Annotated in this window: 22 protein-coding genes and 1 tRNA gene; 9 read left to right on the top strand and 14 right to left on the bottom strand. The window is 37.0% G+C overall.

The window, feature by feature from the left end; genetic code table 11:
- Positions 1–45: 45 nt before the first annotated feature.
- Positions 46–1,236 carry a pyridoxal phosphate-dependent aminotransferase gene (locus tag FG27_RS02800; RefSeq protein ID WP_037315237.1) on the bottom strand — a complete coding sequence of 397 codons (1,191 nt, stop codon included), beginning with the start codon at positions 1,234–1,236 and terminating at the stop codon, positions 46–48.
- 229 nt (positions 1,237–1,465) lie between these two features.
- Positions 1,466–1,855: a DUF1573 domain-containing protein gene (locus FG27_RS02795; RefSeq protein WP_037315235.1), complete on the bottom strand. Its 390-nt coding sequence runs from the start codon at positions 1,853–1,855 to the stop codon at positions 1,466–1,468.
- A 135-nt stretch (positions 1,856–1,990) separates the two neighbouring features.
- On the opposite strand from FG27_RS02795, the gene FG27_RS02790 reads away from it, so the two are divergent.
- Positions 1,991–4,621 (top strand): valine--tRNA ligase, encoded by a 2,631-nt coding sequence (locus FG27_RS02790; RefSeq protein ID WP_037315232.1) that lies wholly within the window; start codon positions 1,991–1,993, stop codon positions 4,619–4,621.
- Positions 4,622–4,651: 30 nt separating this feature from the next.
- On the opposite strand, the gene FG27_RS02785 is transcribed toward FG27_RS02790, so the two are convergent.
- From FG27_RS02785 to rsfS, 6 genes are all read right to left on the bottom strand, one after another.
- On the bottom strand, positions 4,652–4,927 hold the full coding sequence (locus FG27_RS02785) for an acyl-CoA-binding protein (RefSeq protein WP_037315229.1): 276 nt from the start codon (positions 4,925–4,927) through the stop codon (positions 4,652–4,654).
- Positions 4,928–4,936: 9 nt separating this feature from the next.
- Positions 4,937–5,593 carry a phosphatidylserine decarboxylase family protein gene (locus FG27_RS02780; protein ID WP_037315227.1) on the bottom strand — a complete coding sequence of 219 codons (657 nt, stop codon included), beginning with the start codon at positions 5,591–5,593 and terminating at the stop codon, positions 4,937–4,939.
- Positions 5,583–6,386, bottom strand: coding sequence for a phosphatidate cytidylyltransferase (locus tag FG27_RS02775; protein WP_037315224.1), 804 nt, complete (start codon positions 6,384–6,386; stop codon positions 5,583–5,585). The genes FG27_RS02780 and FG27_RS02775 overlap by 11 nt, the downstream gene beginning before the upstream one ends.
- A gap of 3 nt (positions 6,387–6,389) precedes the next feature.
- On the bottom strand, positions 6,390–7,001 hold the full coding sequence (locus tag FG27_RS02770) for an LUD domain-containing protein (protein WP_037315221.1): 612 nt from the start codon (positions 6,999–7,001) through the stop codon (positions 6,390–6,392).
- 99 nt (positions 7,002–7,100) lie between these two features.
- The gene (gene ftsH, locus FG27_RS02765; protein WP_037315218.1) at positions 7,101–9,167 is read right to left on the bottom strand and encodes an ATP-dependent zinc metalloprotease FtsH; all 2,067 of its coding nucleotides are present in this window, start codon (positions 9,165–9,167) and stop codon (positions 7,101–7,103) included.
- 24 nt (positions 9,168–9,191) lie between these two features.
- Complete coding sequence (gene rsfS / locus FG27_RS02760) at positions 9,192–9,563, bottom strand: ribosome silencing factor (protein WP_037315216.1); 372 nt, start codon at positions 9,561–9,563, stop codon at positions 9,192–9,194.
- 95 nt (positions 9,564–9,658) lie between these two features.
- Between rsfS and FG27_RS02755 the strand changes: the two genes are divergently transcribed.
- Positions 9,659–10,390, top strand: coding sequence for a biotin--[acetyl-CoA-carboxylase] ligase (locus tag FG27_RS02755; protein ID WP_037315212.1), 732 nt, complete (start codon positions 9,659–9,661; stop codon positions 10,388–10,390).
- A gap of 126 nt (positions 10,391–10,516) precedes the next feature.
- Here FG27_RS02755 and FG27_RS02750 read toward each other — a convergent pair whose 3' ends face one another.
- Positions 10,517–10,909 (bottom strand): SRPBCC family protein, encoded by a 393-nt coding sequence (locus FG27_RS02750; protein WP_037315210.1) that lies wholly within the window; start codon positions 10,907–10,909, stop codon positions 10,517–10,519.
- A 93-nt stretch (positions 10,910–11,002) separates the two neighbouring features.
- Positions 11,003–11,644 carry an orotate phosphoribosyltransferase gene (gene pyrE, locus FG27_RS02745; RefSeq protein WP_037315207.1) on the bottom strand — a complete coding sequence of 214 codons (642 nt, stop codon included), beginning with the start codon at positions 11,642–11,644 and terminating at the stop codon, positions 11,003–11,005.
- A gap of 7 nt (positions 11,645–11,651) precedes the next feature.
- Here pyrE and FG27_RS02740 point away from each other — a divergent pair, with 7 nt between their 5' ends.
- On the top strand, positions 11,652–12,275 hold the full coding sequence (locus tag FG27_RS02740) for an NUDIX hydrolase (protein WP_037315203.1): 624 nt from the start codon (positions 11,652–11,654) through the stop codon (positions 12,273–12,275).
- Here the strand turns inward: FG27_RS02740 and FG27_RS02735 are convergent.
- Positions 12,243–13,994, bottom strand: coding sequence for a M14 family metallopeptidase (locus FG27_RS02735; protein ID WP_037315202.1), 1,752 nt, complete (start codon positions 13,992–13,994; stop codon positions 12,243–12,245). The genes FG27_RS02740 and FG27_RS02735 overlap by 33 nt on opposite strands.
- 157 nt (positions 13,995–14,151) lie before the next feature.
- Here FG27_RS02735 and FG27_RS02730 point away from each other — a divergent pair, with 157 nt between their 5' ends.
- Entirely contained in the window at positions 14,152–15,438 is a 1,287-nt protein-coding gene (locus tag FG27_RS02730) for a sorbosone dehydrogenase family protein (protein WP_037321912.1), read from the top strand.
- 11 nt (positions 15,439–15,449) lie between these two features.
- Entirely contained in the window at positions 15,450–17,738 is a 2,289-nt protein-coding gene (locus FG27_RS02725; RefSeq protein ID WP_037315200.1) for a TonB-dependent receptor, read from the top strand.
- A gap of 175 nt (positions 17,739–17,913) precedes the next feature.
- Here the strand turns inward: FG27_RS02725 and FG27_RS02720 are convergent, their stop codons facing one another.
- On the bottom strand, positions 17,914–18,969 hold the full coding sequence (locus FG27_RS02720; protein ID WP_037315197.1) for an NAD(P)-dependent alcohol dehydrogenase: 1,056 nt from the start codon (positions 18,967–18,969) through the stop codon (positions 17,914–17,916).
- Between the two features lie 181 nt (positions 18,970–19,150).
- Here FG27_RS02720 and FG27_RS02715 point away from each other — a divergent pair, with 181 nt between their 5' ends.
- The 4 genes from FG27_RS02715 (at position 19,151) to mazG (ending at position 22,306) form a co-directional block, all read left to right on the top strand.
- A complete protein-coding gene (locus tag FG27_RS02715) occupies positions 19,151–20,305 on the top strand; it encodes a PLP-dependent aspartate aminotransferase family protein (RefSeq protein WP_037315194.1) in 1,155 nt (384 codons plus the stop codon).
- Positions 20,306–20,407: 102 nt separating this feature from the next.
- On the top strand, positions 20,408–21,124 hold the full coding sequence (bshB1, locus tag FG27_RS02710; RefSeq protein ID WP_037315191.1) for a bacillithiol biosynthesis deacetylase BshB1: 717 nt from the start codon (positions 20,408–20,410) through the stop codon (positions 21,122–21,124).
- 144 nt (positions 21,125–21,268) lie between these two features.
- A tRNA-His gene (locus tag FG27_RS02705) sits at positions 21,269–21,344 on the top strand.
- Positions 21,345–21,532: 188 nt separating this feature from the next.
- Complete coding sequence (gene mazG, locus FG27_RS02700) at positions 21,533–22,306, top strand: nucleoside triphosphate pyrophosphohydrolase (protein WP_037315187.1); 774 nt, start codon at positions 21,533–21,535, stop codon at positions 22,304–22,306.
- A 2-nt stretch (positions 22,307–22,308) separates the two neighbouring features.
- On the opposite strand, the gene FG27_RS02695 is transcribed toward mazG, so the two are convergent.
- Complete coding sequence (locus tag FG27_RS02695) at positions 22,309–22,935, bottom strand: class I SAM-dependent methyltransferase (RefSeq protein ID WP_037315184.1); 627 nt, start codon at positions 22,933–22,935, stop codon at positions 22,309–22,311.
- Positions 22,936–22,946: 11 nt separating this feature from the next.
- On the bottom strand, positions 22,947–25,208 hold the full coding sequence (locus FG27_RS02690; RefSeq protein WP_037315181.1) for a DUF349 domain-containing protein: 2,262 nt from the start codon (positions 25,206–25,208) through the stop codon (positions 22,947–22,949).
- Positions 25,209–25,210: the final 2 nt, after the last annotated feature.

Below are 25,210 nucleotides of genomic sequence, written 5' to 3'. Positions count from 1 at the left end.
TTAATCATTTGCTATGAATCACTCACGAACTTTCTCCTGGGTAGCTTAATTATTATATTCTTCCAGAGCTATTTTAAGGATTTCTATAGCTTTTTCTAAGTTTTCTTTTTTCAAAACATATGCAATTCGAACCTGGTTCATCCCGGTATTGGGCGTAGAGTAGAAGCCATTAGCAGGCGCTACCATTACAGTTTCCCCGTTATGCTGAAATTCTTCAAGTAACCACTGCGCAAATTTATCGGCATTTTCAATAGGTAGTTCTGCGATACAATAAAATGCACCTTTTGGTTTTGCCACTTTTACACCGGGAATTCTCTCTAATCCTTCAATTAAAAGATTCCTTCTTTCGGTATATTCTTTATTTACTTCTTCAAAGTATTCATCTGGGGTATCTAATGCTGCTTCTGCAGCAATTTGAGCAAATGTAGGCGGACTTAATCTTGCCTGAGCAAATTTCATTGCAGCAGTCATAACCTCTATGTTTTTAGAAACCAGGCAGCCAATTCTTGCGCCACACATACTGTAACGCTTAGAAACAGAATCTACCATTATTGCATTTTGTTCCAGGCCGGGAATGCTCATAATAGAATGATGTTTTACACCATCGTAAGCAAATTCACGATATACTTCATCGGCAACAATAAATAAGTCGTGTTTAAGCGCCAAATCGGCAAGTTGCTGAATTTCCTCACGGGTATAAAGATAACCCGTTGGGTTTCCAGGGTTACAAAGCAAGATCGCTTTTGTTTTATCGGTAATTAGTTTTTCAAATTCTGAAATTGCCGGAAGCGAGAAATTATCTTCTATAGAACCTTTAATAGGAACTATTTGAACTCCAGAAGCGGTCGCAAAACCATTATAATTAGCATAAAAAGGCTCAGGGATAATCACTTCATCGCCGGGATCGGTAATGCTGCCCATGGCAAATAGTAAAGCCTCAGATCCTCCTGTAGTTATAATAATGTCCTGTGCGTCTACAGGGATATCGTTTTTGCGGTAATATTTCGCCAGTTTGGTCCTGTAAGATTCGAAACCTGCAGAATGGCTATAAGAAAGAACATCGATGTCGTTATTCTTTACAGCATCTAAAGCTGCTTTTGGCGTTTCAATATCTGGTTGTCCAATATTTAACTGGTATATTTTTTTTCCTTTTTTTACGGCTGCTTCAGCAAAAGGAACTAATTTTCTTATTGGAGACTCGGGCATGTTGCGCCCTTTGTTTGAAATACTTGGCATGGAGTTGATTTTTATAAAGTGCAAAAATGCGAAAATCTTAGAAGATTCTAAGGCTATTTAGTGTTATTATTGGATAAAACCGGAAATGATTTCCTGAAGTTAAATTCTAAATTTGAAGGTATAAAAAAACCGTTTAAAATGTTTTAAAAACGTCATCCTCAACTTGTTTCAGGATCTAAGTTATTTAAGACTTTTCAAACGGCTTCTTCAATATTTTAAATCTTAAAAATTAACGGCTACTTTCATCTTCAAGTACACGGCCTTTAATTTTCAGTGATTTTGTTGCTTCATCGGCATTAGAGTAAACAGTTACTGTTTTTCTAATTGGCCCAACTCTTTTCGTGTCATACTTAACTTCAATTTCGCCTGTTTCGCCTGGTTGAATAGGTTCTTCAGGCTTTTTAGGGATGGTACAACCACAACTTGAAGTTACATTGGCGATCACTAAGGGAACATTCCCAGTATTGGTGAATTCAAAAACGCGAACACCGTCACTTCCTTTTTTTATTTCGCCATAATCAATAGTTTCAGATTTAAACTCTATTTTGGCGGTTTCCTGTGCCACTGCAGTGCCAATACCGGCAACAACAAACATGGCAATAGCAATAAACTTTTTCATAATTTCTGGTCTTTATTAAACGAAAGGTAAAGATAAGCTGAAATGATATACACTCAAAATTATATTCAAATCAACTTCTTTTATAATCCTTAAGTTATAATTACTTTTGCCATTATTTTCAAAAACCAGACCAATATGGCGATTGCTTCCCAATACGATTCAAAAAAAGTAGAAGATAAATGGTATAACTACTGGATGGAAAACAAGTATTTTCATTCTGAAGTAGATGAGCGTGAGCCTTACACTATTGTGATCCCGCCCCCAAACGTAACCGGTGTTTTGCACATGGGCCATATGCTGAATAATACCATTCAGGATGTATTGGTTAGGCGTGCCAGATTAAAGGGCTTCAATGCCTGTTGGGTACCGGGAACAGATCATGCTTCTATTGCTACTGAAGCTAAGGTAGTGGCAAAATTAAAGGCTGAAGGAATTGATAAAAACGATCTTAGCCGTGAGGAATTTTTACAGCATGCATGGGATTGGACTCATAAGCACGGCGGTATTATCCTGGAGCAATTAAAAAAACTGGGAGCTTCCTGCGATTGGGATCGCACCAAGTTTACCATGGATGAAAATATGTCAGCTTCAGTAATTAAGGTTTTTGTAGATCTTTATGAAAAAGGGCTTATCTACCGCGGTTACCGAATGGTAAATTGGGATCCGGTTGCAAAAACCACTCTTTCTGACGAAGAAGTGATTCATATTGAAAAGCAGGGAAATCTTTATTATCTAAATTATAAAATAGAAGGTAGCGATGATGTTTTAACTATAGCTACCACACGTCCCGAGACAATTCTTGGAGATACGGCAATTTGTATTAATCCCAACGATGAACGTTTTACACATCTAAAAGGCAAAAAAGCAATTGTGCCTATTTGCAACCGAGTTATTCCAATTATTGAAGATGAATATGTAGACGTAGAATTTGGAACCGGATGTTTAAAGGTTACTCCGGCTCACGACGAGAATGATAAAATGCTTGGAGATAAACATAATCTTGAGGTAATTGATATTCTTAATGATGATGCCAGCCTTAACGCCCACGGAATGCATTATGAAGGTAAAGACAGGTTCCAGGCTAGAAAAGAAATTGTAGAAGAATTAAAAGAAATGGGTGTGCTTACTAAAACGGAAGAGCACATTAATAAAGTAGGAACCAGTGAGCGTACCGGTGCGGTGATAGAACCAAAACTTAGCGATCAGTGGTTTTTAAAGATGAAAGATTTAGCCAAACCAGCAATTGATGCTGTAGTTGGTGATGAAATAAATTTGGTACCCGATAAATTCCTGAATACCTACAAACACTGGATGGAAAATGTACGTGACTGGAATATCTCACGTCAATTATTATGGGGACAGCAAATTCCTGCTTATTTCTACGGAAGTGGAAAAGAAGATTTCGTTGTTGCCGAAACTGCTGAAGAAGCACTGGAAAAAGCTCGAAGAAAGACCGGAAATCCTGAATTAAAAACAGAGGAATTAATTCAGGATAAAGATGCGTTAGATACCTGGTTTTCTTCATGGCTATGGCCAATGAGCGTTTTTAACGGTATTCTTGAGCCGGAAAATGAAGAAATTAAATATTACTATCCAACCAACGATCTTGTGACAGCTCCTGAAATTTTATTTTTCTGGGTAGCACGAATGATTATGGCCGGATATGAATATAGAGGAGAGCGACCTTTTAAAAACGTGTACCTCACCGGTATTGTTCGGGATAAGCAACGCAGAAAGATGTCTAAATCTTTAGGAAACTCTCCAGATCCGCTGGGACTTATTGAACAATATGGCGCCGATGGTGTTAGGGTAGGAATGCTTTTGAGTTCTCCCGCCGGTAACGATTTAATGTTTGAAGAAGACTTATGTAAGCAGGGGAGTGCTTTTTCAAATAAAATATGGAATGCCTTCAGACTTGTAAAAGGCTGGGAAATTTCAGAAAAAGCTGAACAGCCCGAAACTGCTAAAATAGCGATAGATTGGTACACATCGAGGTTTAGAAAAACGCTTATAGAAATTGAAGATCATTATTCTAAATATAGGATGAGCGATGCTTTAATGAGCACTTATAAACTAATTTGGGACGATTACTGTTCCTGGTTCCTTGAAATGGTTAAACCTGCTTATGGGCAGCCTATAGATGCAAAAACATATAAAGCAGTAATAGAAATCTTAGAAGATAATTTAAAGATTCTTCACCCTTTTATGCCTTTTGTGACGGAAGAGATCTGGCAGGAAATAACCAAAAGAACTCCTTCAGAAGCTTTAATTGTTGCCAGGTGGCCTGGATTAAAAGAATTCAATGAGGATATAATCAGTGAGTTTGCTCTGGCTTCAGAAGTTGTTGCCGGAATTAGAAAAATTAGGAAAGAGAAGAATATTTCGTTTAAAAATACCATAGATCTTATGGTGATGAACAATGAAAAAGCTTCAGAATTATTTGATCCTGTGATCTTAAAAATGGGAAATATTAATGCATTTAGTTATGTAGATAAGCAAGTAGAAGGTGCGCTTTCTTTCCGTGTAAAATCTAACGAATATTTTATTCCAATAGCAGGTTCTATAGATGTGGATGCTGAAATAGAGAAGCTGCAAGAGGAATTAAAATATAATGAAGGTTTCTTAAAATCTGTAGATAAAAAACTTTCTAACGAGCGTTTTGTGAATAATGCTCCCGAAAAAGTGGTGGCTATTGAGAAAGCTAAAAAGGCTGATGCCGAAGCTAAAATAGAAGCTATTAAGGCCAGCTTAAAAAGTTTAAGATAAATTAAAGGATATTAAATTGGCGGAGGGAATTTATATTGAAACTTCGCCAATATGTTCTTCTACAAGTTCAACATATTTCTCCCGGGCTTCCTGCGTGCTAAGATTTTTTACTTGCAATAATGCGTTGATTTTAAAAGCGTCTCTTAGATCGCCCTCGTTTGTGGGTGGAATGTAGAACCCGTTAGATTGCGTAGCTCTCTTGTAATAGGCATAGAAATGAAGCATTACATCTGGCGCAAATTTCTGATTGGTATTGCTAGCCATTTTATAAGCTTCTAAAAATTTTTCCTTTGTTGTACCAGGCATAACGATTACTTATTCTTCAATTTTGGCTATTACACTTAGCCCGCCTTTTACCTTTTGATTAAGCTTAACTGAAATTGGCGTCCCTAAGGGTAGAAAAACATCCACCCGAGACCCAAATTTTATAAATCCACTGTCGCTTCCCTGAATCACTTCGGTGTCAACTTCAGCGTAGTTTACGATTCTTTTGGCCATTGCCCCAGCAATTTGACGGTATAAAACTTCGCCTGCAATATCGTTTGCTACCACAACAGTAGTCCTTTCATTCTCCTCGCTGGATTTTGGATGCCATGCAACCAAAAATTTTCCAGGATGATATTTACTATATTTTACCATTCCGCCAATGGGATGTCTGGTAACATGCACATTTATCGGTGACATAAAAATTGAAACCTGTAAACGCCTGTCTTTAAAATATTCTTTCTCTTCAACTTCCTCAATAACCACTACTTTACCATCTACAGGTGCTACTACGTGAGCATCATTTAAATCGGTTTTACGTTTAGGGTTCCTAAAGAACTGTATGATAAGTAAAAACAATATAACTGTGGCTACCAGAATGGCAAATTTTACCCAGTATGTATTTATAAACGAATATGATACTACGTTTATTGCGATTAGCAGTAAAGCTGCTAATGCCATAATTTTATAACCTTCTTTATGAAACATAATTTAGAATATATAAATAAGCGTATACAAATGGACTCGAAAAGATAATACTATCTAATCTATCAAACAATCCGCCGTGACCTGGCATTAACGTGCCACTATCTTTCACACCGGCCTGGCGTTTGAATTTTGACTGAATAAGATCACCTAATGTCCCGAATATGCTAAGTATTATAGCTAACCCAAGCCAGATGGGAAAAGTTAGAAACTCTGTATAATAAAAAATAAAAAAACTGGCTATTCCGCTAAAAACTAATCCACCCAAAAAACCTTCTACAGTTTTGTTGGGAGAAATGCGCTCAAAGAGTTTTTTATTCCCAAAATTCTTACCTACAATATAAGCAAATGTATCGTTAGTCCAAATCAGGAAGAAAATTCCAACTACGAGCTTTGGAATAAAAACGCCTTCTATAGTAGGAATAAGTGTTAGAAATATTACTGAAGAAATAAGATAGAAAATTATAATAATATATTTCTTCTTCTCAAACACCGGTATTTTTTTTACAAAAAGTAAATCTTTTACGAGGAATAGGTTTACGAAAATTGTTATAAAAAGCAGCAGAATAGTAGCATCCTGATTAAATTTTAAATAGCTGAAAAGATAAAATAGTAATGCCTGAACGACAAATAAAGCATAGCTTTTTAAATGTAATAGCTTTTGCATTTCTATAAGGCATACTAACCCTAAAATATAAAATAGACTAATAAAGATGAACTCTGAAGAAAGGATGGAAGCAACCAAAATGGATACATACAATAATCCTGAAATAGTTCTAACAATGGCTTCCCTCATATTTTATAAATCTTCCAACAGGAGCAAATATAGGTTTTTTGTGCTACTTCCATAGCTCATAAAATCTCCTTCTTTTTGAGTTTCAAAATTTTTGATGGTAGTGATATTAGAAGGAATTCGCTGTTTGTTTCTAAACTTAATGCCGCGAAGACCTTCGCCAATAGTATCAATTAATTGGCTTGTAGAAGAAATAATAACAAAGTTATCTGGTAAATCGTTGAGTTTGCATTCTTTAATCTGATTAGAAGAAATAAGGATAGACCCATCATTAGCTATCAGGTATTCACAAGTTGAAAGGAAAAATGGTGCAGCTCCAGATCTATTAAAATTAAGGTTGAATCCCTTAAATTTATCTTGAAGATTGGGATCTAAGCAAAAACAATCTTTTTCATACCAATCATTTTCAAGCAAAATATTATCAAAAGCCTCCTGCAGTTCCTTATTATCTTCACAATATAGAAATTTACCGCCGTTATTCTTAAAATTAAGCATAAAACGCTCATCAGTAGGTAATTTTACCTCCGGCATGTATTTACCCCGTTCAGCTTTTTCAGGAGATTCCTGCTTCTTGTCTGATTTAGATTTAGGGTTAAGAAATCTTCTAAATAGACTCATAGAGTTTTTGGTGTGGTTCTCAACGTCATTTTAACCAAAGGTAAAAAATCTTAATTTAACACTTGTGCAAATTAAGATTTTTTAAACTGTGGTTGTGAACTATTTATTAACTGAATTATCTTCGGTTATCGTGTTCTCTTCAGAACCGTTTCCAGGGGCAGGATTCTGCTCATCGGTTTCAGTGGCTTTTTCTTCAATTTTTGGCGTGTCCTTTTTGGCAGATGCTTTATTTTCAAGGACTTCCTTGTCATAAGGTCTTTTTCCAAAAATACGCTCCAGGTCATCTTTAAAGATTACCTCTTTGTCTAGTAGGATATCTGCCAATTGCCCTAGTTTATCTTTATGCTTGGTAAGCAAATCTAAAGCACGCTGATATTGAGTTTCGATTAAGTTTGAAATCTCTTTATCAATAAGTTCAGAAGTACTTTCACTATAAGGCTTGGTGAAATTATACTCACTTTGCCCTGAAGAATCATAATAAGTAAGATTTCCTACTTTATCATTCAGCCCATAGATGGTTACCATTGCTCGTGCTTGTTTTGTGACTTTTTCAAGATCACTTAGCGCTCCAGTGGAAATTTTATCAAAAACAACCTTTTCTGCAGCACGACCACCAAGGGCAGCACACATCTCATCGAGCATTTGCTCAGGTCTAACTATAAGGCGCTCTTCTGGTAAATACCAGGCGGCACCAAGAGATTGTCCACGCGGCACAATAGTTACTTTTACCAGCGGGGCAGCGTGCTCTAACATCCAGCTCACAGTTGCGTGACCTGCCTCGTGATATGCAATCGCTTTCTTCTCATCTGGAGTAATAATCTTATTCTTCTTTTCGAGACCGCCAACAATTCGGTCAACAGCGTCAAGAAAATCTTGTTTTCCTACTGCTTTGTTGCCTTTACGGGCAGCAATAAGTGCAGCTTCATTACAAACATTGGCAATATCAGCTCCAGAAAAACCTGGAGTTTGTTTTGCTAAAAATTCGGTATCAAGTTCTTCGGCTACTTTTTTAAGTGGCTTAAGGTGAACTTCAAAAATTTCTTTACGCTCATTTAAATCTGGAAGATCAACATAGATCTGTCGGTCAAAACGTCCTGCTCTCATTAAAGCTTTATCCAGTACATCTGCACGGTTGGTTGCTGCAACAACAATCACATTGGTGTTGGTTCCAAAACCATCCATTTCAGTTAATAACTGGTTTAAAGTATTTTCACGTTCATCGTTAGATCCTGAAAAATTACTTTTTCCACGTGCACGTCCAATCGCATCAATTTCATCAATAAAAATGATTGATGGTGATTTCTCTTTGGCCTGTTTAAACAAATCACGAACCCTGGAAGCACCAACTCCTACAAACATCTCTACGAAATCTGATCCTGAAAGGGAAAAGAAAGGTACTTTGGCTTCACCGGCAACAGCTTTCGCCAATAAAGTTTTACCTGTTCCTGGAGGGCCTACCAGTAAAGCTCCTTTTGGGATCTTACCACCAAGAGAAGTATATTTATCTGGATGCTTAAGGAAATCTACTATTTCCTGAACTTCTTCTTTAGCACCTTCTAAACCGGCAACATCTTTAAAGGATGTTTTAACATCGGTATTTTGATCGAATAATTTAGCTTTTGATTTCCCGATATTAAAAATCTGACCTCCTGCACCGCCACCGGCTCCAGAGCTCATTTTTTTCATAATAAAAATCCAAACTCCAATTATTAATATAAAAGGTAATAATGCCCAGAAAACTTCTCCCCAAACATTGCTTTGAGTATCGTAAACAACAGTAGTGTCTAGATTATTTTCTGCCTTAATTTCCTTAATGTCATCTTCAAGATTCTGCAAATCTCCAAACTCAAAACTATAAGCAGGGGTTTCTGCACCAGTGTTAAATAACTCAGGATCGTTAGCTTTTTTATGAATATCTTTTTGTGCAGCTTCATCGGTAAGGTAAACTTTGGCTTGCTTCCGGTTTACAATTTCAACTTTTTTTACATCCCCATCTCTAAGGTAAGTTAGAAATTCAGCCGGATTGGTTTGTGCGGGCTCGCTAAAGCCGCCTCCGCTAAAGAAATTTATTCCGAGAAATACTATAATTATAGCAGCATAAATCCAGTAAGCACTGAACTTTGGCTTTTTAGGATCTGCATTTTTTTTGGGTTGCTGTTTCGCCATTCTGGGTAATTCTAAATTAAATAATTAATAATTGGTTTCTATGGAAGTGATTTTTGCATCCCCCCAAAGACTTTCAATATCGTAAAACTCTCGTATATGCTTTTGAAAAACGTGAACTACCACATTTACATAATCTAATAGTACCCACTCTGCGTTCTCACCGCCTTCTACGTGCCAGGGTTTATCTTTAAGAGCTTTACTTACAGTTTTTTGAATGGAATTCACGATGGCGTTTACCTGTGTGTTGGAAGTACCGTTGCAAATAATAAAGTAATCACATACGGTGTTTTCTATTTGCCTAAGGTCAAGAATATCAATATCGTTACCTTTTACTTCTTCAATTCCTTTAATTATATGCGCAATAAGTTGATCGTTGTTCTGTTCTTTTTTTGCCATTAAAATTAATTATTTTCGCAAAGTTATTACTTTTTAGCTGTTTATAGGCTTTGTTTACATAACATTTAACGCCCGTTTCATTTCTAACTATTATTATGCGTATAATCAAAGTTAATGCCACCAATTCTACTAATGAATTTGCCCGGGAACTCTACCGCGGGAATACGTCCTTTGAGCCGGTATGTGTAGTTGCTCACGAGCAAACAAAAGGACGCGGGCAGCGAGGGTCCGGATGGAATTCAAATGCAGGGGAGAACCTTACTTTTAGCGTACTATACCCAAAAATTAGAGTAAATATAAACCATCAATTTTTGATGAGTGCCGCGGTATCTTTATCTATTCTTAAAGTCTTGAATAAATTCAATGTTCCTGCCCTAAAAGTGAAATGGCCTAACGACATAATGTCAGCGCGCTATAAAATAAGCGGAATTCTTATTGAAAATATTCTGAAAAATAATGAAATAGCAGCTTCGGTCATAGGGGTTGGACTTAACGTAAATCAGACCAATTTTCCAGGCCTGCCACAAGCATCTTCACTTAAATTATCTACCGGAAATAATTTTGATCTTGATGAATTGCTAAAGAATATCACCGATGAATTTGAAAAAAAATTAATTCAAATTAATGCTAAATCTGAAACCTATATTTTAGAGGAATATGCGAAAAATATGTTCCGAAGAGGGCAGGTTTCAACATTTCAGCTGCCAAATGGCGAATATTTAACCGGGATTATCCGGGGCGTGACTACTTCAGGAAGATTGAATCTGGAAATAGAAGATGCTGTGTTTAAAACCTTTGAATTAAAAGAGATAAAACTGATGTATTAAACGTATTTCTTAAATACATTACGTTAACCTGGTGAACATGATTCAGGTTCTAACTTGATATTAATTCACCTCAAGCCAGAACCTGAAATTTGAAGGATACTGATTTAAAATAAAAGTTTTTTAGAACTATAACTTTCCAATATTTTCAGCTAGAGTATTTATGAATTTCGTTAATGGTTTTTTAACCATCATAGCCATCATCGCGTTGAATTCACCTTCAAACTCCATTTGCACTTCGCTCTTATTTTCGTTTAAAGCGGCAATATGTGCTTTTAATTTAAAATCAAACTTATCTGAAGTAGATCCAAGAACAACCAATTCTGGCTCTACGGTTTCCTGGATTTCTAATTTTATTACAGGCATTCCTTTAAGGCCAAAAACAAAAGTTTTTTCATCTCTAACTTCAAATACTTCTTTGCTTTCCGGCATTAATTGTTCATAATTTTCAACCTTAGTTAAAAAATTAAACATTTCCTGCTGACTTTTATCTGCAGTAACTTTTGGGCTTTCTATATTCATCCTTTTATAAATATATCCCTGACACGGGAATTTCTCACAGGCTAATAATTTTTTGCCTGTCTGTTATTAACTTTACCGCAGCATTATGCTGCTTTATTTTTTCCAGTTTGCAGGATCCTGACGCCATTCTCTAAGTATTCCGGCTTCAGTAGCATTTATGTAATTGGTTTTTTGCGCAGTTTCCAGTAAGAAATCATAATCACTAAGGGTATGTAGTTCTATTCCCGCTTTTGCAAAGTTTTCATCGGCAGTTTTAAAACCATAGGTGAAGATGGCTAGCATTCCTTTTATGTTTGCTTTAGCTTCTTTTAAAGCTTTAACAGCATTTAGACTGCTATTTCCGGTGCTAATTAAATCTTCAATTACCACCACCGTTTGGCCTTCAGATAAATTTCCTTCTATCTGGTTTTGTCTACCGTGGCTTTTAGCTTCAGGACGAACATATATAAATGGTAGGCTCAAAATCTCGGCTACTAGCATCCCAATACCAATAGCACCAGTTGCTACAGCTGCAATAACATCGGGTTTACCATAAAGCTCCTCAATTTGTCTTGCAAATTGCTCACGTATGTGATTTCTAATTGGTGGGTATGAGAGTACTATTCGATTATCGCAATATATTGGCGACTTCCAACCGCTGGCCCATGTAAATGGTTCTTGTGCATCTAATTTTATTGCTTTAATTTGCAATAACAGTTCAGCAGTTGTTCTGGCTGTTTCTTTATTTAAAATCATACTGCAAATGTATAAAGTTTTTGTAAATGATATTCCCTTAATTCTCTCTACGAAGAAAGATTTTGGCGAAAATTATGTATCACTGCCCATTAAGAAGGTGAGGATTAAGCGGATAATTAAAAAAATTAGCAAAGGTGAATTGCTTTATGTGAATCTTTATCACGAAAAGGAAGAAAAACTGCTGAAGCACCTATTTAAGAAGTTACGCGTAGTTACTGCAGCGGGAGGATTGGTGCTAAACGATAAAGATGAAATTCTATTTATTTACAGAAAAAAGCGATGGGACCTGCCTAAAGGTAAAACCGAAAAGAATGAAACCATTGAAGCTTCAGCGATAAGAGAAGTGGAAGAAGAGACAGGGGTGGAGGGTTTAAAAGTCACCAAATTTCTGCAAAAAACTTATCATATTTTTAAACGAAAAGGCCGTTACAGGCTTAAAGTTACACATTGGTACGAAATGCGCACCTCATATGAAGGAGAGCTACGACCGGAAACCAAGGAAGGTATTGAAAAGGCCAAATGGAAAGATTTGAAGAAAAGCCAAAAGGCGCTGCAAAAATCTTATGCAAATATTAAACTTTTGTTTTCAGAAAAATATTTAACGCGGCATTCTAAAGATAGGGTAGCGTAAATGTGCTGCTTCGTAATGTTGAGATTGTTTATGTAGCCAGGATAATTGATTATAAGAACTGTTTGAGAATTCAGCATCATTGCGTTTCTTTTCTTCAAAACGTTCTTTTAATTCAGGATCTTCATCGAGCATCTTTTTAGCGACATCTTCAAAAACATAGGGAGAAAAGCCTTCTTTTTGCTGAAGTACTGTATCAAAGAAGTTCCAGTTAAAGAAAGAATCTGGTGCTTGGGGTTCCAGGGTTTCTATTAAATAGCGTGCACCATCCTGAAAAGTTTTCACCACAAAATCTCCCTTTCTAAACTTCACTGAATCCATTGATTTGGAAATTTTGGTTTCACTATGCATATAATGACCTTCATAAGCCTGATTCCTGGTTTTGAAATCTTCTATTTTGTAAGTTTCTACATATAAAGTAGTATCTCTCGGAAGTGGTTCAAGCTTTATATTGTTCAGCTTTAAAAGATCGGTTAATTGCCACCATCCCTGCGGCACGATATACGCTCTTGGGATTTCAATGGTGTCTTGAGCAATAAAATTATTATAGTAATCAACTTGTTTAGTGAAATGCTTGTTACCATCATATTTTAAACGCTCGTTCCCGGTAACTTCACTGGCAATCATTTCGCCTTCGTAACCTTTAAATTCTCTTTCGCTGGGATTTTCCATATCGGGTTTAAAATTTATAGGATACCAGCGATCTGTCAGGTATTTTCTGGAGGCACGGTTGCGAATATCTTTTATACGTTCCCGGTCATTTTCTGCAATGCCAATCATACTGCGCATCAATTCGTAAGTTCCTTTTACTCTTTTTGGATACGGTTTTAGCATATGCGTTTCTACCATCATTCCAATAGTATTCCATAGGGTTGTATATCCCGTAGAATAGCGTGGGTAATCGTTAAATTGAGAAAATCCGTTTTCAGGAACTTCATTAAAAACATTTACATAAGGTGTAATATCCCAATTCTTTTTGGCCAGAGAATCTTCCAGCGCAGGCATAATTTGCTCATCTAAATAAGTTCCCAGTTCCCCGCCCAATTTATTGTGTTGCGTAAAAAGATGGGTGAGTGTATATTGATAATCGGCGCCATTGCTTACGTGGTTATCTATAAAAATATCTGGTCTTACGTGATGAAAAATTTCGTAAAAACTTCTAGTGTTTCGCGTATCTGCTTTTATAAAATCGCGATTAAGATCATAATTTCTCGCATTTCCTCGAAATCCATATTCAGCCGGTCCATTTTGGTTGGTTCGGCTGGTTGAATTTCGGTTTAAAGCACCTCCAATATTATAGATAGGTATTGTAGCTAAAACAGTATTTTTTGGCGCGGCAATAGAGTCTCCAGCTAAATCCCGAAACAGCATCATTGTAGCATCTATACCATCGCTTTCTCCGGGATGAATTCCATTATTGATAAGAATAATACTATTTTCTCCTCTTAGACCTTCAAAATCGAAATCCTCAGAAGGGCTATAAACTACAAGGTGAAGAGGTTTACCACTATCTGTTTCACCAAATTCCTCCAGACTTATTTTATCTGAACTTTTTGCAAGTTGCGTATAAAAATCAATGACTTCTTCATAAGTACCAGTTTCTTTACCCCCCGTTTTTTCAAAACGGGTTTCTAAATCATAACTAGAAGTCAGTTGATATTTTTCTAAATCGCAGGAAATCAGCGAAAGTAGCCCCAAACTCAATATGAGATATTTTTTCATACTATCCTAAATAATTGAAAGTATAAACTTAACTAAAACACGCACAGCCACCAAAAAACTCAGGTTAATTGGCTCGTGTTAAAGTAAACCTAATCTGGCATAAAAACTTTTCAGGCGAATTATTAAGAGCTAATTTTAAACTAAAATGATAGATGTTATGAGAAAGTTTACGATAATCCTGGGATTGGGATTGGTTTTATGCCCTGCAGTAGAAACTGAAGCCCAGGTTAATGAAGATTTAAGTGAAGAGAAGAAAGAAGAATTATCTAAACGTCCTGCAGATATTGTAGAGACTGAAATTGGCGAATTAAGATTGGTGGCGCCTTTTTCTTCTGAATCGGTTACTAAAGAGAGTAAAGTGATAGGCTGGGGAAATGAAAAGCCAGAAGCGCCTGCTGGGTTTAAAGTAACTAAATTTGCTGAAAACCTAAAACACCCTCGCAGAACTTATATTGCACCAAATGAAGATATTTTTGTGGTGGAATCGAATACTAAAAACAGTGCAGATAGGATTACTTTAATTCGTGATGAAAACGGAGATGGTACTCCAGATTACCAGGAAGCTTTTTTAGAAAATTTGAATCAACCCTACGGAATGTTGGTTCTAGATAATTATTTCTATGTTGCTAATACCGACGGGCTTTACCGTTATCCTTATACTGAAGGCGATACAAAAATTGAAGCCGAAGGAGAAAAAATTCTTAGTTTACCCGCCGGTGGTTATAATAATCACTGGACCAGGAATTTAATTGCTAACGAAGATGGAAGTAAAATCTATGTTTCTGTAGGTTCTGCCAGTAATGTTGGGGAGTATGGAATGGAGAAAGAGGAGAGACGTGCTGCAATCCTGGAAATTAATCCAGATGGAAGTGGAGAAAAAATTTTTGCTGCAGGTTTAAGAAATCCGGTTGGAATGGATTGGAATCCTGTTACCGGTGAACTTTGGACCGCCGTGAACGAGCGTGATAAAATTGGAAATAATTTGGTGCCAGATTATATAACCAGTGTTAAGGAAGATGGTTGGTATGGCTGGCCTTATTCTTATTACGGGCAAATTCAGGACCCGCGTTGGGCTGAGGATCCACATACCGATTTAGTTGAAAAAGCAATAATGCCAGATGTACCGGTAGGGCCACACACCGCTTCTTTAGGTCTTGCTTTTTACACTAAAGATAAATTTCCTGATAAATATAAAAATGGCGCTTTTGTAGGTCAACATGGTTCGTGGAATAGAGCGGTTTTCTCAGGTTATAAAATTCTTTTTGTGCCTTTTAATGAAAACGGAAAACCCGGACAGCCAGAAGATTTTCTTACTGGATTTATTGCCGATGAAACTAAAAGCACAGTACACGGAAGACCCGTTGGCGTAACCGTAACTCCAGACGGCGCTCTATTAGTAAATGATGATGATTCAAATGTAATCTGGAAAGTTTCAGCTGAATAAAATTAAATATATTGGAAAAAAAATTATTGGCATTACTATGCCTAATTAGTGTTGAAAGCCTGTTTTCTCAGGAAAATCAATTTAAAATCTTAAATGCAAATACTGCCGAAGCCGTTGAAAATGTTAGTGTTTCAACGGCTTCCGTAGTGATTGCTGTTTCAAATGAGTCGGGGGTATTTAGAATAAATACCGAAGATTTACCGGGCCGTTTTAAACTCTCCGCTTTAGGTTATGAACCTTTAGAAATTAACCTTGAGGCAGGGAATGAAGTACAGGAAATTTATATCTATCCATCTTCTGAAGATCTTTCTGAAGTGATAGTGCGCAGTACTATGATCCCTAAAAATTTAAGGGAAGTACCTGCGGCGGTAAATCTAATCACTCAAACCGATTTTAACCGAACCGATGCAACGAACGTTCTCGAAACCTTCAATAATGTTCCTGGAATCTTTGTGAACCAGGGCGCCCTAAATACTAATAAAATAAATATTAGAGGTATTGGTGCGCGTTCGCAATACAGTACAAACCGAATCCAGGCTTATTTTGACGGGATTCCCTTAACCACTGCCGAGGGTGAGCTTACCCTGGATGATTTTGATCAGGAATCACTAGATAGAATTGAAGTGATTAAAGGACCAACTTCCAGTATTTACGGTGCCGGTTTAGGAGGATCTATTAATTTATATTCTAAAGGTTTAGGCAGGGAAGAAGCTAAGGCCGGGTTTACCTCGCAATTTGGAAGTTTTAATACTCAAAAACAGGTTTTTCAGGCTTCTAACACGACTAGAAATTCTTCACTTTACGCAACTTTCACAAACCTTAGCAGTGATGGTTATCGGGATAACGGGAATTATGATCGAAAATCGGCTTTGGTAAACGGAACATTAAAAACCAGTGAGAATGGCAGCCTGTCTTATTTAGCCAATTTTACACGCCTAAAAGCTTTTATTCCAAGTTCTATTAACGAAGATGATTTTTTAAATAATCCTGAAACGGCTGCTTTTACCTGGGGGCAATCCCAGGGCTATGAATCTTATGACCGCGGTATGCTTGGCGGATCTTACACGCATTTGCTTTTTGATAATTTCACAAACACAACCAGCATTTTTCTAAGCTTTAGAGATGCTTACGAACCAAGACCTTTTGATATTTTGAAGGAAGAACGGGTTTCAGCCGGAGTGCGTACAAAGTTTAATTTGGATACACGGATTTTGGAATTGCCTTCAGAAATTAGTTTTGGTGCCGAATATTATAACGAGTGGTACGAAACAGGAACTTTCGAAAATTTATACGAAGATTTTCCCGGAGAAGGAAGTGTGTTGGGGGAGCGTGAAAGCAATAATGAGCAGGATCGTAATTATGCCAATTTCTTCGCGCAAATTAATCTTGAATTTACCGAGAAATGGAACCTGGAAGCCGGTTTTAATGTGAATAGCACCAACTATAGTTTAACCGATCTATATACGCAGGATGAGGTAAATCAAACCGGGGATTATGGTTTTGATGCCGTTTTTTCGCCAAGAATAGGGACTAGTTATGAAGTTGGCGAGGGCAAGAATATCTATGCTTCTATAAGTCACGGATTTTCAACTCCCACAGTTGCTGAAACTTTAACGCCGGAAGGCCAGATAAACACCAGTTTGGAACCTGAAACCGGAATTAACTATGAAGCCGGATTTAAAGGAAATTGGCTTCAAAATAAATTGTATACCGAAATTTCTGTCTTTTCCATTCAAATAGATAATTTGTTAGTCGCGCAGCGGGTCGCAGAAGATCAATATGTTGGAGTTAATGCGGGGAAAACAAATCATAATGGAATTGAATTCCTTACAAATTATCGATTTTTAGTAAACCCTGGAATTTCTATCAAGCCTTATATTAACGGAGCCATAAACTTTTTTGAATTCGATGAATTTATTAATAATGACCAAGATTTTTCGGGAAATGAGCTTCCGGGAGTTCCTAAATATACCATGAATCTTGGAGTAGATGTTCAAAGCGATTCAGGTTTTGAATTCTACGGAAACTTTAGAAACGTGGGAGAAATTCCGCTCGATGATGCAAATTCAGGGTATACAGATCAGTATAGCCTGGTGAATTTAAAAGCAGGTTACACTTTTAATGTATTTCAGGATTTAAATTTCAATATTTATGGAGGAATTAACAACGCGCTGGATGAGCATTATGCCGCGAGTGTACTCACTAACGCCGTAGGTTTTGGTGGCGCTTCACCACGCTATTATTACCCCGGAAATCCCAGAAACTATTTTGGAGGTATCCAGCTGAATTATATTTTTTAAAAGTAAACCACCTCTTGGCAAATTTACGAGATATTTGATTGGAAAATATTTTGATTCGAAGAGCCTAGGAGCATTTAAATTTCCATTATTAAGTAAAAGACCTCACAGATTCTAAACCTGTGAGGTCTTTTTAAATTTTCTAAAATCTTAAATCTCTGAATTTGTTTTCAAGAGCCTAATTCTGGTTTTTAAGCGATTTCATATCGATAACAAATCGGTATTTCACATCAGATTTTACTACCCGGTTAAAAGCTTCGTTGATATTTTGCATATCTATCATCTCAATATCAGAAACAATATTATGTTCGCCACAAAAATCCAGCATTTCCTGGGTTTCTTTAATTCCCCCAATTACCGAACCGGCTATTCTTTTACGTCCACCAATTAAACCGCCTCCGTGAACGGGATCTAAAGGTTCAATTGCGCCTACCAACACCATTGTAGCATCTCTTTTTAGCAAAGCCACGTAAGGATTCATATCGTGACCCACGGGAACAGTATTCAGAAGAAAATCGAAAGATCCGGCTTGCTTTTTCATATCGTCTTTGTTTTTGGAGATCAATACTTCATCTGCGCCTAGTTTTTTTGCATCTTCAGATTTTGCGGGAGAAGTAGTGATCATGACCACGTGTGCACCTAATGCGTGGGCAAATTTCACGCCCATATGTCCAAGTCCGCCAAGACCAATAACACCAACTTTATCGCCTTTTTTAACTTTCCAGTGGCGTAGCGGCGACCAGGTTGTAATCCCTGCACAAAGAAGAGGTGCAGCTGCTTTGGCATCTATGTTTTCGGGAACTTTAAGTACAAATTCTTTATCTACCACAATTTGTTCAGAATAGCCTCCAAAGGTATGTCCCCCCAGGTGCTTGTCTTTACTGTTATAGGTTAGCGTTGCACCATTTTCGCAGAATTGCTCTAAATCCTCTTTGCAAGAATCACATTCCTGGCAGGAATCTACCATACAGCCAACCCCAACAAGATCTCCTTCCTTAAAATTGCTCACATTTTTTCCAACCTGGGTTACGCGACCTATAATTTCGTGACCTGGTACCACGGGATAGTTTGAATTCTTCCAGTCGTTTCTAACCTGATGAATATCACTATGGCAAACGCCACAATATTCTATTTCAATCTTCACATCGTCGGCGGTTATTTCCCTGCGTTCAATATTCAAGGACTTTAAATCGGCATCACTGGATTGTGCGCCGTATGCTTTTACTTCACTCATATCAAATAGTTTTTATTAAAGATAAAGAAATGTCAGGCCAAATTTTTAAGCAAAGATTGGTTTAACGCTATTTAACTATTGTTCTACAATGTGGAATCTGAGAGAATTGGAAACAGCCTGAAAACGCAGGGCTTTTAGAAAATTTCTTTTTACATTAGGGCGAATTTTGAAAGCATTAAAAATGATGAAAAAACATCCCGGAATAAATACTATTTGTACGCATGTTGGCGAGCTGGAAGACAAACAATTTAAAGGTGCGGTTTCACCTTTATATATGGCGACTTCTTATGCCTTTGAAGATGTAGAAGTAAAGCGCTATCCAAGATATTTTAATACCCCAAACCAGGTGGCTTTGGCTCAAAAAATGGCAGCTTTAGAACACGGGGAAGCGGCTTTGATATTTGGAAGTGGTATGGCTGCAGTAAGTACGGCTCTTATGGCTTTTGCTCAAAAAGGAGATCATGTGGTTTTTCAGAATACGCTATACGGTGGAACCAGTAATTTAATTACCGAAGAGTTTGAGAAATTCGGGTTGGAATTTTCTTTTACCAAAGACTCTAATCCCGAATCATTTGAAGCAGAAGTAAAAGAAAATACAAAGGTCATTTACATCGAAACACCTTCAAACCCACTGCTTACCGTAACCGATATAAAAGCGATTGCCGAAATTGCTAAAAAGCATAAGCTGGTGAGTATGATAGACAATACTTTTGCTTCCCCGGTAAATCAAAATCCAATAGATTTTGGAATTGATATCGTTTTGCATTCTGCAACAAAATATATGGGTGGGCACAGCGATATTCTTGCGGGAACCGCGATAGCTTCAGAAGAACATATAGATAAGATTTTTCAGTTGGCTAAGAATTTTGGTGGAAGTCTCAGCGATTTCACCGTTTGGATGCTGGAACGCAGCTTAAAAACAATGGGATTAAGAGTTAGAGCACAAAATGAGAATGCGCTGGAATTAGCTCGTTTCCTTGAGAAACACGAAGACATTTCCAGGGTTTTTTACCCGGGACTAGAATCTCATCCAGACCACGAATTGGCGAAATCTCAAATGAAAGGTTTTGGCGGAATGATGTCTTTTGAATTACGTGAGGGATTGGATTTCGACCTTTTTCAGAAAAAATTGAAATTAATAAAATCTTCTATGAGCCTGGCAGGTGTAGAGTCTACAATATTATCGCCTTCAAAAACCTCTCACGGTTTGCTTACTCCTGAAGAACGGGAAGCCCAGGGAATTAAAGATGGATTGATGCGATTTTCTGTAGGAATAGAGGAGAAGGAAGATTTGATGGAAGATTTAGAACAAGCGCTAAAAGAGGTTAGAGGGTAGAAATACGAAGTTTAAAGTTTTTGAAAGACTAACTTAAAATTAGATTTCTGCCGCAGTTTATCCCGATTTTTTATCGGGACGGAAAGGACAAAATTATTTATGATGAAATTAGATATATTGGCTATAGGCTCGCATCCTGATGATGTTGAATTGAGTTGCTCGGGTACTATTGCAAAAGAAGTAGACCGGGGAAAGAAAGTTGGAATTCTTGATCTTACCCGTGGGGAGTTAGGAACACGAGGTACCGCAGAAACCAGGGATGAAGAAGCAAAAAATGCCGCTGAAATTTTGGGTGTTTCTGTAAGAGAAAACCTGGAGTTTAGCGATGGTTTTTTTGAAAACAATACAGCACACCAATTAGAAATTATAAAAATACTGCGAAAGTATCGACCTGAGATCGTGCTGTGTAATGCTATAGAAGATCGCCACATAGATCACGCAAAGGGATCAAAACTGGCAAGTGATGCCTGCTTTTTAAGTGGCTTGCGAAAAATAGAAACTATCTACGATGGGAAGAGTCAGGAAGCCTGGAGACCAAAACACGTTTATCATTATATTCAGTGGAGAAATTTAAAACCCGATGTGGTAGTAGATATTTCTGGATATATAGAGAAAAAAATGGATGCGGTAAAAGCCTATAAAACTCAATTTTTTGATCAGAATAGTAAAGAGCCGCAGACTCCAATCTCCAGTAGTAATTTTCTGGAAAGTATTACCTACAGGGCGAGGGATCTGGGAAGGCTAATTAATACGGAACATGCCGAAGGTTTTACAGTAGAACGATATCCAGCGGTAGATTCCATCTTCGATTTGATTTAGGGAGAATATTATTTTTTTGTAATTAATTAATTTGAAGCTTTTTAAGCTTGTGATGGCAAATTAAGGCTAAAATTCATACGAATATTGAGAATTTTTCTTTGTGAAATTATGAAATTAAGCTACATTTGCAACCGCAATTAAAATGGTGGTTGTAGCTCAGCTGGTTAGAGTGCCTGATTGTGGTTCAGGAGGTCGCCGGTTCGAACCCGGTCTTCCACCCTTTATTCAAGCCTTCAGTTTACTGAAGGCTTTTTTTATGGGGTAATTTTAGGAAAGTGAAATATTAAAAATAGATGTCATGCTGAACTGGTTTCTGCTTCTAGCTTCACACACTCATCAATTATTTCTTTCCGGAAGTTTCAAAAAGCCTAAAAGCAATCCTTATTTTTGCCATTCAAAATTTTCATTATGAACTCCAGGAAAGAACAACTAGAAGCATTCGATCGTTTACTGACTATAATGGATGAGCTTAGGGAGCAATGTCCCTGGGATCGTAAACAAACCATGGAATCACTTCGTCATCTTACCATAGAAGAAACTTACGAACTTGGAGATGCGATCTTAGATAATGATTTGGAAGAGGTGCGAAAGGAATTGGGAGATCTGTTATTGCATCTTGTTTTTTATGCAAAGATAGGTAGTGAAACTAAGGATTTTGATATCGCAGATGTGGCTAACGGAATTTGTGATAAGTTAATAGATCGCCACCCACATATTTATGGCGATGTTGAAGCTGCCGATGAAGAAGAAGTAAAAAGAAACTGGGAAAACCTTAAATTAAAAGAAGGTAAGAAGAGTGTTTTGGAAGGCGTGCCGCGTACTTTGCCGGCAGTGGTGAAAGCAAGTAGAATTCAGGAGAAGGTGGCAGGAGTTGGGTTTGATTGGGAAAAACCTCAACAGGTTTTCGAAAAGTTGCAGGAAGAATTAGGAGAATTACAGCACGAAATAAATACCGAGAATAAAGATAAAATAGAAGCCGAATTTGGCGATGTACTTTTCTCTATGATCAATTATGCCCGTTTTCTCGATATAAACCCGGAAAACGCTTTAGAACGCACTAATAAGAAATTTATTACACGTTTTCAGTATCTAGAAAGTAAAGCAAAAGAGCAGAATAAAGCTTTAAAGGATATGACTTTAGCTGAAATGGATGTTTTTTGGAATGAGGCTAAGTTGTTGTAAAATTACTTACTAAAAACAATAAGGTCTGGATGAATTTCTAACCCTGAGAATCCTAGATTATCCTTTATCCATTCTAAACTTTTTTTGGTATAGAAAATAACGTGGGTACGATCGTTTTTATAGTACCAACTATCAAAATTAATATCTTCAGAATAAAGTTGAGTTTTGCAGTAGAGTTTTCCGCCGGGATTTAATCGTGCAGCTAATTCCCTGAATTCTCGTTTTGGTTCATAGAAATGTTCCATTACTTCGCAGCAAATAATATAATCGTATTCGGTATTTAGTACTGCTGCATCGGGATAAAAATAGGGATCGTAAAGGGCTATGGAATATCCTTCTTTTTCTAATAGGGTAGAAGCAACAGGGCCAGTGCCACAACCATAATCCAAACCTTTTTTTGCTGTAGAAAAATCTTTTAAAACCCGTGAAGTTATCGGCTTAACAAAATTCTGGTATCCGGGATTTTCAATATCGTTATTATGCGCCAGGTATCGTGCCTCTTCTGCTTTTTTGGAAATATAGAATTCCTTTAAAAGTTGAATGCACCCGCAATGGATGCATTCAACATATTTTCTTTTTTTACTTTTCCAAAAATCTTTAGTAGAGCCTTCGCAAAGAATGCACTTCATAGCCGCTTAATTTAGTAAAGCGACTTGATTTTACGCAGCTTTTCTTTCCAAACTTCAAGTTGTTCTTTTTGATCGGCTATATTTTTATGTACATCCTGTACTAAAGGATTATCTTCATCTACATTAGAGAAAAATTGTAGATTGTTTTCCAGCTGTCTAATTTCAGCTTTTGTTTCTTCTACTTTCTTGGTTAAGAAATAATGTTCGTTACGAAGTTTTTTATCGTCATCAGCATCATTTAAGGCCTGAACTTTATTTTCGTATTTCAGCATTTCTGCTTTGGTGTGATCTACATCCAGCTTATTGAAAAGTTGATCTAAAGCCTTATTGAATTTTCCTTCTATAAAACGTTTATTATGAGGTACACGACCTAAATTCTTCCAATCTTCAATAAATTGTTTGATTTTTGGTAAATCTTCTTTTTTATCTCCGCTAAGTTCTACAGATTTCACCTGTTCCAGTAATTCTTTCTTCTTGTCAAAAGCTTCAAATTCTTCTTTATTTTCGTCATCACGGTTTTCGTGCATACGTTCAAAATAATGATTGCAAGCTGCTTTAAACTGTTTCCAAACCTTATCGCTGTCTTTTCTTGGAACATGGCCAATCTTCTTCCAGTCGGCTTGTATCTTCTTCATTAAAGGCGTTACTGACTTGAAGTCATCACTGTCTTTATTATCCTCGGCAATTTGAATTAATTCCTTCTTTTTCTCAAGATTATCGTATTGCTCCTTTTTCAGGTTTTTATAGAAAGCGTTTTTGTTTCGGTTAAATTTGCGAACGTTTTGTTTAAAATCGGTCCAGGTTTCTTCATTTTTGCTGCGAGGTACTTTCCCGGCATTAAAAAATTCTTCTCTTAGAGCTTCAATATCTTTAATTTTTTGCTGCCATTTATTATGACTCTTATATTCTTCATCAGCAATTAATTTAATTTTCTCGATAATAACCTGTTTGGCTTTCCAGTTTTCTTCATAACGCTCATCCATTGTATTGAAGTACTCCTGGCGTTTATCGTGAATTTGTTTGGTGGCAGTGCTAAAACGGTCCCAAATATCATCACGAAATTCCTTTGCAACCGGGCCAAGCTCTTCTTTCCACATTTTGTGGAGCATTTGTAACTCCCTAAAAGCACGGTTTATATCACCTTCCTGTGCCAATTCTTCAGCGCGGTCAATTACTTTTAATTTTTGGTCAAGATTATGTTTGAAATCCAGATCGCGGAATTCGCGATTCAAATGCAGAAAATCGTAAAAATTCTCTACATGATGATGATAGGTATTCCACACATCATTGTATTTCTCGCGTGGGATTGGTCCTGCAACACGCCAGCGATCCTGAAGCTCTTTAAAATGCTTGTAGGTGGTGTTTATGTTTTCTTCAACATCAATTAGACCTTTTAATTCCTCTATAATTTCCAGGCGTTTGGCCAGGTTTTTATTTAGGTCTTGTTTTAGTTGCTTATAGTAATTATTACGTTTTTCACGATAATCAAAATAAAGAGAATTGAATCGTTTTTTAAGTGGAGTAGAGTAATGAAAGTCTATTATATTTCCACCATCTGCTAAAAACTCTTCTTTTTTCTCTTCTTCCTCTTCATTAAATTTAGCATTAAATTCAGCTCGAATTTCAATGACGTGATCTTTGATAGCCTGTACTTTTTCCTTTTTAAGCAGGGATTCAAATTCATCTACCAACTGCTCTTCGCTCATTGCGTGGTAATCTTTTTTCGGAATATCGTGACGCTCAGCCTTGGTTTGATCTTCGCTGTCTTCCGCAACCGTATCGTCTATATGTTCCTGATGGTGCTTTGAAGTACGCCCTTTTTCTTCAGAACTCTCTTCCTCATCATCATCGGAATCATCTTCAGCCGCTTTTTCTTCAACTTTAGCTTTGGCCTTTGTTTCCGTAGCTACTTTTTCTTCTTCCTGGGTTTGTTTTCTGCTTTCTTCAAGCAGGGCATCATCTTCGTCATCATCCTCCTGGCTCGCTTTGTTTTCTTCTGAAGTTTTCTTTTTATCACCGGCTTCAGCAACCATAGCATCTTCCAGGCTGTGTTCTTCAGGTGTAATTTCTGAAGCAGTCTCTGCCGGTTCTATAACAGGATCTTTCTCTTCTGAAGGTTTTTCGGTTTCAGACTTTGGAGAAAATGAATTTTCCTCTGCATTAGCACCATTCTTCTCTTCTAACGACTCTTTTTTATCCTGAGTATTTTCAGGAGTATTGTTAGATTCGTTGGAAAAATCTTCTTTCTTTTTTTCATTTTCTTGCTGAGACATAT

Origin of the sequence: Salegentibacter sp. Hel_I_6, assembly GCF_000745315.1 — a bacterium.
Classification (GTDB): Bacteria; Bacteroidota; Bacteroidia; order Flavobacteriales; family Flavobacteriaceae; genus Salegentibacter.
This window is presented reverse-complemented; position numbering and strand designations above follow the sequence as displayed.